Below are 12,808 nucleotides of genomic sequence, written 5' to 3' on the forward strand. Positions count from 1 at the left end.
TTTCCTCCCTCTATTCAATGTCCTAATCTTTAATGATATAGCCTACACCTCGAACAGTAGAGATTAATCTCACATTGTACTTTTCATCAATTTTTTGTCGTAAATAGCGGATATAAACATCGACAACGTTGGTATCGCCAAAATATTCATAATCCCATACATTGTTCAAAAGCTGTTCCCTTGTTAACGCAACGTTCTTATTCTTCATCAGATATTCCAGTAGCTCGTACTCTTTCTTCGTTAGTACCAGTTCATCCTCTCCATAAAAGGCACTATGACTTTTTAAATTCAAGGTGACCTGACCGATCTGAAGTATATCCCCTTTTGGTTCTGACATTTGCTTCTTTCTATTTAGAGCTACTCTAATTCTGGCAAGCAATTCTTCAATGGCAAATGGCTTTGTCATATAATCATCGGCTCCCATATCTAGTCCTGCAACCTTATCTGTCACATCATCTTTCGCCGTTAGCATTATAATCGGTACCTGAGATTCCAATCGAACTCTTCGACATACTTCAATTCCACTTAAGCCCGGAAGCATAATGTCTAATATAATCAGGTCGGGATTCTCTTTCAATGCCTTCTCCAACCCTATTCTTCCATCTCCTGCCAGTAAAACCTCATATCCTTCATGTTTTAATTCTAATTCCAAAAAGCGAGCAATCTTTAATTCGTCCTCTACAATTAAAATCTTTGCCACGGTTATATCCTCCCTACGTGATTTCCTAACGCCTTACTACTATGTATGTTCATTGTATCGGTTATTGAATTCATTTTCAATACTTGTAAGTTAATATCCATTAGATTATGCTACTTCCTTTACCTCTACATTCTTAATCAGCAAGTTCTGCAGAAAGCTTAGATCGTGTTCCGATAAGGGTAATTGCGTTTCTATTTGACGGTTTGGATTCATCTCCTGAAGTATAAGGACGCGTTTCTCCAGATTGATATTCTGAACGATATACTCCTTTGCATGATGATCCAACACATAAAACGTATCCTCCCTTTGAACATATATTAAGCCGGAAGGAATCAGTATCTTCCCAAAAAAGAGAAACATCGGTAACAATCCCAATAAGTTTGAATTCAAATAACATGCTCCATACAGGTAAATAACTACTGCAAATAGCAGGAACATCGGCTTGATAATAAGTAGCTGACTATTATACCGAACATTTTCATTGTTTCGATGAATATAATATAGCCGCTTAATCAACATGGATGAGGCATATCCGATCAACCAGTACATCATTAGAATAAAGATACTCCAAAGAAATATCTGCATCACATCTTCGATTTGATTCATTATCCCGATATAATTTATGATAGAAATAATAGTCCATACCGTAGTATTCAAAATTAAAAGTATTTTTGGTATTGTTCTCTTCATATGATTACCCCCTATATTCGAGGATTTCCTCTACTAATTTATACAAACAGTCCTGTAAATATGTTGTCTCCCCATGATAATCACAGACATATTTATACTGCCTAATTTACATAAACGTATATAAAGATTGAATACCTTCAGAAATTCCCATTTTTGTTACTATTAATTCAAAATAATATCATACGTCTCTCATGAAAACAACATTCTTACATCATTTCTCATGGAATTTTAATGTTTGGTTTGACTTATCTATGTGGTGGGGAAGAAGCGGCAGATTGGGTAAGCCGGAGGATGTAATATATCCGCCGCGGAGCCGTTTTCACTAAGTTGCACTACGTAGAGGTACATAAGGTTCTAAAGAACAGAACCTAAGTACCGACGTGTGCAAATACTCCGCTCTGGATATATTACATCCTCCGGCTTACCCAATCTGTCGCTTCTTCGTCGTTACATAAGTCTTTATAGAGCAGAGACTAAGTAACGACTTTAAATAGAAGATGTTCCAGTATATAAGATATTGATTACATAATACCGTCTTGACGCACGAAAAAAGACGCACGATGTTATTCATGCGTCTTTTCATATTTATATATTCTTATACTATACTATTATAAAACACTCTTTACGGCTTTTACTACATTCTCTGTGGTAAAGCCAAATTTCTTAAAGAGTACTCCGGCAGGTGCAGAAGCACCAAATCCCTTCATTGTAACAGTGGTTCCGTCTAATCCTACATACTTGCCCCATCCAAAGTCAGTAGCTGCTTCAACAGCAACTCTCGCTCTAACACTCTTTGGCATAACGCTTTCTTTATATTCATCTGATTGAGCCTCATATAAATCCATAGAAGGAATACTTACCACTCTTACATCAACGCCCTCTTTTGCAAGCTCTGCTTGTGCATTAATACCAAGCTCAACCTCGGATCCGCTTGCCATAATAATGGCATCCGGAACTGACTTCTTGGAATCAGAGATGATATAGCCACCCTTTAATGCTTCCTTAGAAGATCCAGCTAATTGAGGAAGATTCTGACGAGTTAATACTAATGCAGTAGGTGTCTTACGAGAGGTTACTGCATAATACCAAGCAGCTGCACATTCGGTTGCATCCGCCGGTCTGAATACAGTGAAATTCGGCATAGCGCGCAGCATAGCCAGCTGTTCAATGGGTTCATGAGTAGGACCATCTTCTCCAACACCGATACTGTCGTGGGTCAATACAAATGTTAATGGCAGACCCATTAATGCGGATAATCTTGCCATAGGCTTCACGTAATCACTGAACACAAAGAAGGTTGATACATAAGCTTTTAAACCACCATGCAGCATTAAACCATTACCCATTGCTGCCATAGCTAATTCTCTTACACCAAAGTGAAGATTACGGCCTGCATAATTATCCTTTGAAAAATCTCCCATGTCACTCATATAGGTCTTTGTAGATGGAGCTAAATCTGCTGCTCCACCAATTAAATTCGGAAGATAGTTCTTTAATTTATTAATAATCTGTCCGGAAAGATTTCTAGTTGCCTCCGGCTTGTCAGCAAATGCCCAGAAATCATCATTATTGATCAGATCATCTGCTACTGTATCATCATAATATTGATCCCATAATTTTCTCATCTCAGGATAAGCTTTAGAATAGTTTTCAAACATTTGATTCCATTCTGCTTCATCCTTAGCGAGCTCCTTCTTAATGGAATTCAAATTCTCATAAACTTCATCCGGAACATAGAACTCATCAAGGTTTGTCCATCCAAGCTTTTCTTTCAGAGCTCTGACATTATCTGCTCCAAGAGGCTCTCCATGGGCACTTGCCATACCTTCTCTAGGGCTTCCAAAACCAATCTTAGTCTTTACCGTAATCATAGTAGGTCTTGATTTATCAGCTTTTGCTGCTTCAATAGCTGCACCAATTTCAGCAAGATCATTACCGTCTTCTACTACAAGTGTCTGGAAACCAAAGGCTTCAAATCTTTTCTTAACATCCTCGGTGAAAGCAATATCCGTGCTTCCTTCGATGGAAATTTTATTACTATCATATAAAACAATTAATTTTCCAAGTCCAAGAGTACCTGCTAAAGACATTGCTTCAGAAGTGATGCCCTCCATCATACATCCGTCTCCACCAAGTACATAGGTATAATGATCAACAACCGGATAGCCTTCCTTATTGAACATTGCTGCCAAGTGAGCTTCGCCCATTGCCATACCTACTGCCATAGCCATACCTGCTCCTAAAGGACCGGTAGTTGCTTCTACACCAACCGTGTGTCCATATTCAGGATGTCCGGGAGTTAATGATCCGTCCTGGCGAAATGATGCTAAATCCTCCTTAGTCAGACCATATCCGAATAAATGTAATAAAGAGTATAACAACATGGAACCATGTCCACCCGATAAGATAAAACGGTCTCTGTTTTCCCATTTTGGATTCATCGGATTATGTTTCATGTGTTTTGCCCATAATTCATATGCCATAGCCGCAGCACCCAAAGGTAGACCGGGATGACCGGAATTGGCTTTTTGAACACCATCAGCAGATAATACTCTTATCGCATTTACTGACATTGTGTCGATATTGCTCATTGTTGTTCCTCCTTAAATATTAGATTATATAAGTATTTCATTACTCTCCAAATACTGCACGATAATCCTGCTGGAATTTCTCAATTCCTGCTGTAGTTAATGGATGCTTTGTGCATTGCTCGATTACACTGTAAGGTACGGTTGCAATATCAGCACCTGCTAATGCACATTCTGTAATATGAATAGGGTTACGTACACTTGCTGCAATGATCTGTGAATCAATATCATAAATGTTGAAAATTTCTGAAATGGTTCGAATCAAATCAGTACCAGTTGTTGAAACATCATCTAAACGCCCAACAAAAGGAGAAACATAAGTTGCACCCGCTCTTGCTGCTAATAAAGCTTGATTTGCGGTGAAAATTAAGGTTACGTTTGTCTTAATACCTTCCTGTGATAACACCTTTGTTGCCTTTAAGCCTTCTAATGTCATAGGAATTTTAACTACCATGTTAGGATGAATTTTAGCAATTTCTCTACCCTCTGCAATCATATCTTCTGCCTTTTCGGTAGTTGCTTTTACTTCACCACTGATTGGTCCATCTACTATGCTGGTAATTTCCTTAATTACCTCAACGAAATCTCTACCTTCCTTAGCAATCAAAGATGGATTCGTTGTTACACCACAAATAACTCCTAAATCATTTGCTTTTCTAATTTCTTCAACATTTGCTGTGTCAATAAAAAGTCTCATATCATTTCCTCCTATGGATAAACTGCACGATGATATTAAGTTGTATATACAACCCGTTCGTACAGTATGTACTAAATAACTGCTTTTCTACAGTTCGAATATACTATAAATATACTATATGTAAGGTTTTTACGCAATCGGCAAATTGTACATACATTATGAAGATTCCCTCATTTTTCTGTATACATAGTCGTATATTATAAGAGTAAATATTGCTTTTCGAACTGATCTACAGGCATCGGTTTTGCATAATAATATCCTTGGATGATATCACATCCCACTGTACACAAAAACTCTACCTGATCCCTTGTCTCTATGCATTCAGCAACAACCTGCATATGTAAGTCCTTTGCCATTGTTATTGTATTGCGAATTACAGTAAGGCCACGCTCCACCTCATCTGTAATACGGAATAATTCTCCATCCAGCTTTACAATATCCAGGGGTAAATCTTTCAATGAATTTAACGAAGAGTACCCTGCTCCAAAATCATCCATTGATACCATAAAGCCATATTGTCTTAATCGAATTACTGTGTTAATCAGTGTTTCTTTATTTTGAAGAAATGCACTTTCTGTCAATTCTAGTTCGATTAAATCATGGGGTATAACATAATTATCTACAATTTCATTAATTATATCAGCCAAATGTTCATTAGCAAAATGTAGCCTTGAAATATTAACCGATATGGGTAATGGTTTATAGCCTTTGTCCAGCCAATTACGAAGGATTCCACACACTTTATGAATCATATATAAATCGAGTTCTGTAATAAAACCATTTTTTTCAAAAACAGGTATAAATAACCCAGGAGATATTACTGAGCCATTACTGCTAAACCAGCGAACAAGTGCCTCTGCACCCGATATCGTCTCTTCCTGTAAAGCATACTTAGGTTGCAAATAAACCTGAAACTCTTCGTTTTTGAGAGCCTCATTCATTGATTTTTCAATTTCTTCTTCTTTTAAAAGTCTTCTTCTCGTAACATCATCAAAATATGAGATGATTTCTTCAGAATTACCTTTAATATTGTTTTTCGCAACTCCTGCAAATTCACCCATACGGTCAATAGAATAATCCAGACGTTCAGTTATATAATATACTCCAAAGTATATTTTTGCTGAGCTCATATATGGTCTTTGATGGATTCGATCATTCAGCTCGTGAATACGATCCTTAATCTCTTCTTCCTCCTGATATGCCATTAAAATATAAAACTGATCTGCTGCATATCTTGTAAATAGCTCACCCTGTCTTACCCATTTCTTAATAACTAAATAGATATCCTTTAATACTTCATCTCCCTTATGATAACCATAGGCATCGTTTATAATCTTAAAACGATTAACATCAAAATTAATCAATGCAAATTTTTTCTTCGTAAACTGCCTGCTGTTTAAAACTTTACTTACATTCATGCGAAATTTATACCAGTTATCACCGCCGGTTACAGGGTCTAAGTAAAGTACCTTTACGATCTTACGATTGGTTCTACTTTGTGTAATTATCATCAGTAAAAATAAAATACATAATATACCACTAACAATTACCCAAACCAGATTAGTTAATCTTAGGATGTTATTACTTAATGGATCCGTAACATCTTCCCAGCCGATTAGTACTGACCAGTCATTAATACCTAACGGTTTTTTATCCCAAATATATGGCTGATGTGCATTATTCCCTTTTAATATGAGTCCATCAGGGCTTTTTATGGATGACATATTATCATAGTCTTCAATAAAAAAGCCTTGGGCTATGATCTCATCATAGTTGAAGTCCTCAATCTTACTGTCATTCATATAAGATACTAATTTCTTATCCTTATTGATCAGATATACGAAACTATTATGTGTATATTCATTCTCAACTAATGCATGAGAATAAATCTGTGCTTTTATGCTGACAAATAAAACACCTTTTGATCTACCCTCTTCCATGATTGGAACTGCGTAATGATTCACGGGAACATTGTCGCTGGTATAAGATATTTCCTCGGATGAGTTGATCTTTCCATTTTTAGCACTGGTAAAGCACGCTTCCTGTGAAATATCAATCTCCTGACCAGCTATGTTGTACCCTTTGCCATCCAGCCCAACGATAGCAATGTCTACATACGTGCTGTTTTCTGAAAGAAGTGACAAAAGAATGGAGATATTTTCTTTATCAAGTTCACCTGCTTTTGCTATCAAATTAGCAGAATTCTGGATTGTCTGATAATTACTTTCTATGGTGTGCTTTATCATTTCTACAATATCATTGGATACAGTTTCATAACTATCTAATCTTGTCCTCATACTGTATTGTGATGTACGATTTAAATGATACAATCCTAGAACAAGTAGTAATAGTATGCTGAAAACAGCAAATATAATCAACGGAGCAATTCTGTTTTTTGGTAAAGTAAGCTTCATGTAGTTTCTCCTCGCAAGTAATTTATAATTTTCTCAGTAACGTACTTTATCATATTACCAGTAATCAGCGCATTCATATCTTCTATGTTGAATTATGCTTTAATCCATGTATACTAGTTAGATACCCCTATACTAACATATTGATTATATTGTTGTCAAAGTTTCTACGACCTGATTCAGCATATTTCTCTCTTCCATTTATGCTGTATCCTTATTCATTCGTATATCTTTCTCTCTATAATCTCTAATATCATACCTCCTTCCATCCTTTCTTTTTTTATTCATTTCGCATGATTTCCATACATTGTTATAAGTAGATAATTAATATATGAAGTATTTAATGCCTTTAGGGCATGGCTAACATATTATAATTGTTGAAATACTTCTCCCAGTCTCGTATTAATTAATAGGTCTGCCTCACCGTCGTAAGCAGTTTTATCTTTATTAATTAATACTAATTTATTACCCCTATAATATCGAATTAATCCTGCTGCAGGATATACACTGAGAGATGTGCCTCCAACTATTAATATTTCCGAATTACTGATTAACTCTAACGATCTATTTATCACCTGATCATCCAGGCCTTCTTCATATAATACAACATCTGGCTTTATGATCCCTCCACAATCGCAGTGAGGTATTCCTTGTTGTTGCTTTATATAATCCAAATTGAAAAAGCGCCCACATTTCATACAATAATTACGTAAAATAGAGCCGTGAAGTTCTAATACCTCAACATTTCCTGCCATTTGATGAAGACCATCAATATTTTGCGTGACGATTCCTTTTAGCTTTCCTTTTTCCTCTAACTCTCTTAGTTTTTTATGTGTGATATTAGGTTTCGCATCTGCATAAATCATCTTATCACGATAAAAATCATAGAACTCCTTTGTTCTCTCCATAAAAAAATGATGGCTTAATATCGTCTCAGGTGGAAATGCGTATTTCATATGATATAAACCATCCGTACTTCGAAAGTCCGGTATACCACTTTCAGTTGAAACTCCAGCTCCACCAAAGAAAACAATATTGCTGCTTTCTGAAATCCATTTTTTTAAAAGTGTAATCTTTTCAGGAATCATCCTAATCCCCCCGACTAATGATATGAAACTATATCATTCATAATTGCAATATTCCATCTGATTTATGCATATCTAATTTATTACACTTTGTATATTAACTATACTAATACGTTAGAATATGATTGTCAATGAAAATAAGTATAAAAAAAAGACCTCTATGAGGTCTAATGAGACATCCGGGATTCGAACCCGGGACACCATGATTAAAAGTCATGTGCTCTACCGACTGAGCTAATATCCCATTGCTTTTCAAAGCAAAATGCCCAGAGCCGGAATTGAACCAGCGACACGAGGATTTTCAGTCCTCTGCTCTACCAACTGAGCTATCTGGGCAAGGTCAACTTCGTGTGCCTTGGAAGGAGTCGTTACTCTCTTCTATGGTAACGAAAGCTATTCGGTTTGTAAAAAATACAAATTGCGGGGATAGGATTTGAACCTATGACCTTCGGGTTATGAGCCCGACGAGCTTCCAGACTGCTCCACCCCGCGGCATTATTTTTTGTCCGCTTAAAGATCTTACCTCTGCAAACATGATTGGCCTAAAGCCAAGTGGATGGGGAAGGATTCGAACCTTCGAAAGCGTCGCTAACAGATTTACAGTCTGCCCCCTTTGGCCTCTCGGGAACCCATCCAAATATATCAACTTTATTCAGTTGAAAGCCGATGATCGGACTCGAACCGATAACCTGCTGATTACAAGTCAGCTGCTCTGCCAATTGAGCCACATCGGCATATTAAGTTATTCAATGCAGAGCTACGTGCTCCGCCCGACTGCTCTTCCTATAAAATTTATAAATAAATTTTATCTAAAATTGAGCCACATCGGCATAACAAAACAAAAATTAGATTTCAATGGGACCTATAGGGCTCGAACCTATGACCCTCTGCTTGTAAGGCAGATGCTCTCCCAGCTGAGCTAAGATCCCTTGGGATTATTATGTGCGAAGTGTTTCATTTCATGCTATGTAAATATTGTATGAAACATTCTATAATCCAATCTATCAAAATTTAAATTTGATAACGACCCAGAAGGGACTCGAACCCTCGACCTCCGCCGTGACAGGGCGGCGCTCTAACCAACTGAGCCACTAGGCCTTATTGATACTACACAAGAAAATGTACATCCAAGAGCTTCGTCTTGCGACTCCGCTCTTCCACCATATACCCTTTTTTAGGTTAAGCCCTCGACCTATTAGTAACAATCAGCTACATGCGTTACCGCACTTCCACCTTTGTCCTATCCACCTTGTCGTCTTCAAGGGGTCTTACTAGCTTGTGCTATGGGATATCTTATCTTGAGGGGGGCTTCACGCTTAGATGCCTTCAGCGTTTATCCCTTCCAAACTTGGCTACTCGGCCGTGCCATTGGTATGACAACCGATGCACCAGTGGTTCGTCCAACCCGGTCCTCTCGTACTAAGGTCAGCTCCTCTCAAATATCCTGCGCCCACGCCGGATAGGGACCGAACTGTCTCACGACGTTCTGAACCCAGCTCGCGTACCGCTTTAATGGGCGAACAGCCCAACCCTTGGGACCTACTACAGCCCCAGGATGCGATGAGCCGACATCGAGGTGCCAAACCACTCCGTCGATGTGAACTCTTGGGAGTGATAAGCCTGTTATCCCCAGGGTAGCTTTTATCCGTTGAGCGATGGCAATCCCACTTTATACCACCGGATCACTAAGTCCTACTTTCGTACCTGCTCCACCCGTCGGTGTCACAGTCAAGCTCCCTTCTGCCTTTGCACTCTTCGAATGGTTTCCAACCATTCTGAGGGAACCTTTGAGCGCCTCCGATACCCTTTCGGAGGCGACCGCCCCAGTCAAACTCCCCGCCTGACATTGTCCACCAGCCGGTTCACGGCTGCATGTTAGAAACCCAGTAACACAAGGGTGGTATCCCAACAGCGGCTCCTCTACGACCGGAGTCATAGATTCTTAGCCTCCCACCTATCCTGTGCATGCATTACCGAGTCCCAGTATCAAGCTAGAGTAAAGCTCCATGGGGTCTTTCCGTCCTGGCGCGGGTAACCAGCATCTTCACTGGTATTTCAATTTCACCGGGTGCATTGTTGAGACAGTGCCCAAATCATTACGCCTTTCGTGCGGGTCAGAACTTACCTGACAAGGAATTTCGCTACCTTAGGACCGTTATAGTTACGGCCGCCGTTTACTGGGGCTTAAGTTCAACGCTTCGCAAGGAACTAAAGTTCCTGCTAACGTCTCCCCTTAACCTTCCAGCACCGGGCAGGCGTCAGCCCATATACTTCACCTTACGGTTTTGCATAGACCTGTGTTTTTGCTAAACAGTTGCTTGGGCCATTTCTCTGCGGCCTGCTTTCGCAGGCGCCCCTTCTCCCGAAGTTACGGGGCCATTTTGCCGAGTTCCTTAACAATGCTTCTCCCGTCGGCCTTAGGATTCTCTCCTCATCTACCTGTGTCGGTTTACGGTACGGGCTTATGCAGAACAATAGCGGATTTTCTTGACGGCTTGGGTTCGGAAGCTTCGCTACTTTTGGTTCGCTCCTCATCACACTTCAGCATCATCCGGGGGATTTGCCTCCCTGACTCGCCTTTGTGCTTGAACCGGTTTTTCCTTTCCCGGCTCTTCCTACCCTTCCGTGTCCCCACAGTTCTGTCTGCATAAGGTACAGGAATTTCAACCTGTTGTCCATCGACTACGCTTCTCAGCCTCGCCTTAGGTCCCGACTTACCCGGGGCAGATCAGCTTTACCCCGGAAACCTTGGATATTCGGCCTAGAAGATTCTCACTTCTATCTCGCTACTCATTCCGGCATTCTCTCTTCTTAAATCTCCACTGCTCCTTCCGGTACAGCTTCGTCGTTTTAAGAATGCTCCTCTACCAATTGATTTCTCAATTCCACAGCTTCGGTGTCGTGTTTTAGCCCCGGACATTTTCGGCGCAGGATCTCTCGACTAGTGAGCTATTACGCACTCTTTGAATGTATGGCTGCTTCTAAGCCAACATCCTAGTTGTCTCTGAAATCCCACATCCTTTTCCACTTAACACTCACTTTGGGACCTTAGCTGGTGGTCTGGGCTCTTTCCCTTTTGACTACCCAACTTATCTCGTGTAGTCTGACTCCCGATCATTATTTATACGGCATTCGGAGTTTGATATGCTTCGGTAAGCTTTGACGCCCCCTAGGCAATTCAGTGCTCTACCTCCGTTAAACTAAATCGAGGCTAGCCCTAAAGCTATTTCGAGGAGAACCAGCTATCTCCGGGTTCGATTGGAATTTCTCCCCTATCCACACCTCATCACCACCCTTTTCAACGGATGTGTGTTCGGTCCTCCACCACCTTTTACGGCGGCTTCAACCTGGACATGGATAGATCACCCGGTTTCGGGTCTACTCTTACAGACTTGACGTGCTCTTAACACTTGGTTTCCCTTCGGCTCCAGACTTTCAGTCCTTAACCTTGCCTGCAAAAGTAACTCGCCGGACCGTTCTACAAAAAGTACGCGGTTGATGGCTATCTGCTTGCCTATTCACAGGAGCGATTATGTGTGGTAGGATGCGAATTGCAAGGAAACTCACGCAAGCGTAGTAGCCTACGCTGAGTAAGTTGACGCAGCAATTCACATTCTAACATATATAAGCGTTCCTATAGATAGGTAAGCAGATAGACACACCTTCCACAGCTTGTAAACACAGGGTTTCAGGTTCTCTTTCACTCCCCTCCCGGGGTTCTTTTCACCTTTCCTTCACAGTACTATGCTCTATCGGTCACTAAGTAGTATTTAGCCTTGGGGGGTGGTCCCCCCGACTTCCCGCAAGGTTTCTCGTGTCTCGCGGTACTCCGGATCCCACTCGCTGTCTTCTGATTTCGCGTACGAGGCTTTCACTCTCTCTGGCCGGCTTTCCCAAAACCGTTCTGCTATCATCTACGGAACTTTAGTTCCTTACTCACGTTATTGTGGTCCATTACCCCACGGTATTACTACCGTGGTTTAGGCTCTTTCCCTTTCGCTCGCCGCTACTTAGGAAATCGATGTTTCTTTCTCTTCCTCCGGGTACTTAGATGTTTCAGTTCCCCGGGTTCCCTCTGTATACCTATGGATTCAGTATACAGTAACTGAGGTTTTCTCAGCTAGGTTTCCCCATTCAGAAATCTACGGCTCAATGGATATTTGCTCCTCCCCGTAGCTTATCGCAGCTTATCACGTCTTTCTTCGGCTCTTAGTGCCAAGGCATCCACCCTGCGCTCTTATTAGCTTAACCTAAATTTTGATTGCGCTAACGAAAACAAGGAAGTGCTCGTCGAAAGTTTACTTTCGTAAGAGCAATGAGTTGTTTTTGGTTGCATAAGCAAAGTGCGCTTATCGAGAAAAGCGAAGCTTTTCTTAAGAGAAGTTTACTTCTCTTTATAACCGTGCTTGGCGCAATCAAAATTTCCTCTTAGAAATCCTTTATCTTTGTCTTTACAATCTCATCTCATACCGCCTAGCGTAGCGGTACGGTGATTTTCATCACTTAGGTGTATTACAGTTTCGTTCCATGATGACCGCGCCCTTTCCTTCTGTTTCCATTCGGAAAAGTATCATCACTTCACTGGATGTCTTGATTATAATAAGAACAATGTTTATCATTCTTATCTAATCTTACAA

At 40.2% G+C, this 12,808-nt stretch carries 6 protein-coding genes, 7 tRNA genes and 1 rRNA gene; all 14 read right to left on the bottom strand.

The genetic code is table 11. From position 1 onward, the window contains the following. Nucleotides 1-22 precede the first annotated feature (22 nt). The 14 genes from H0486_RS17855 to H0486_RS17920 all read right to left on the bottom strand — a co-directional run bounded on the left by H0486_RS17855 (nt 23) and on the right by H0486_RS17920 (nt 12,422). Nucleotides 23-700, bottom strand: coding sequence for a response regulator transcription factor (locus H0486_RS17855; protein WP_228354283.1), 678 nt, complete (start codon nt 698-700; stop codon nt 23-25). A 105-nt stretch (nt 701-805) separates the two neighbouring features. Beyond that, nucleotides 806-1,390 (bottom strand): hypothetical protein, encoded by a 585-nt coding sequence (locus tag H0486_RS17860; RefSeq protein ID WP_228354284.1) that lies wholly within the window; start codon nt 1,388-1,390, stop codon nt 806-808. A gap of 608 nt (nt 1,391-1,998) precedes the next feature. Continuing rightward, complete coding sequence (gene tkt, locus H0486_RS17865) at nt 1,999-3,981, bottom strand: transketolase (protein WP_228354285.1); 1,983 nt, start codon at nt 3,979-3,981, stop codon at nt 1,999-2,001. 40 nt (nt 3,982-4,021) lie between these two features. Beyond that, a complete protein-coding gene (fsa, locus tag H0486_RS17870; RefSeq protein WP_228354286.1) occupies nt 4,022-4,675 on the bottom strand; it encodes a fructose-6-phosphate aldolase in 654 nt (217 codons plus the stop codon). 197 nt (nt 4,676-4,872) lie between these two features. Next, the gene (locus tag H0486_RS17875; protein ID WP_228354287.1) at nt 4,873-7,089 is read right to left on the bottom strand and encodes a bifunctional diguanylate cyclase/phosphodiesterase; all 2,217 of its coding nucleotides are present in this window, start codon (nt 7,087-7,089) and stop codon (nt 4,873-4,875) included. A gap of 365 nt (nt 7,090-7,454) precedes the next feature. Then, on the bottom strand, nt 7,455-8,171 hold the full coding sequence (locus H0486_RS17880) for an NAD-dependent protein deacylase (protein WP_408647637.1): 717 nt from the start codon (nt 8,169-8,171) through the stop codon (nt 7,455-7,457). 171 nt (nt 8,172-8,342) lie between these two features. Next, a tRNA-Lys gene (locus H0486_RS17885) sits at nt 8,343-8,415 on the bottom strand. A 19-nt stretch (nt 8,416-8,434) separates the two neighbouring features. Then, nucleotides 8,435-8,507: transfer RNA gene (locus H0486_RS17890), tRNA-Phe, on the bottom strand. Nucleotides 8,508-8,589: 82 nt separating this feature from the next. Next, a tRNA-Met gene (locus H0486_RS17895) sits at nt 8,590-8,663 on the bottom strand. Nucleotides 8,664-8,724: 61 nt separating this feature from the next. Further along, a tRNA-Tyr gene (locus H0486_RS17900) sits at nt 8,725-8,806 on the bottom strand. Between the two features lie 26 nt (nt 8,807-8,832). Beyond that, nucleotides 8,833-8,905: transfer RNA gene (locus H0486_RS17905), tRNA-Thr, on the bottom strand. Between the two features lie 122 nt (nt 8,906-9,027). Next, nucleotides 9,028-9,100: transfer RNA gene (locus H0486_RS17910), tRNA-Val, on the bottom strand. A 95-nt stretch (nt 9,101-9,195) separates the two neighbouring features. Further along, nucleotides 9,196-9,269: transfer RNA gene (locus H0486_RS17915), tRNA-Asp, on the bottom strand. A gap of 77 nt (nt 9,270-9,346) precedes the next feature. After that, a 23S ribosomal RNA gene (locus H0486_RS17920) occupies nt 9,347-12,422 on the bottom strand. Between the last annotated feature and the right edge of the window lie 386 nt (nt 12,423-12,808).

Source organism: Variimorphobacter saccharofermentans (assembly GCF_014174405.1).
Lineage (GTDB): Bacteria > Bacillota > Clostridia > Lachnospirales > Lachnospiraceae > Mobilitalea > Mobilitalea saccharofermentans.

Excerpts from the sequence above, each read along its gene's own strand:
- H0486_RS17875 (WP_228354287.1), bottom strand. The coding sequence starts at position 7,089 with ATGAAGCTTACTTTACCAAAAAACAGAATTGCTCCGTTGATTATATTT.
- fsa (WP_228354286.1), bottom strand. The coding sequence starts at position 4,675 with ATGAGACTTTTTATTGACACAGCAAATGTTGAAGAAATTAGAAAAGCA.
- tkt (WP_228354285.1), bottom strand. The coding sequence starts at position 3,981 with ATGAGCAATATCGACACAATGTCAGTAAATGCGATAAGAGTATTATCT.
- H0486_RS17860 (WP_228354284.1), bottom strand. The coding sequence starts at position 1,390 with ATGAAGAGAACAATACCAAAAATACTTTTAATTTTGAATACTACGGTA.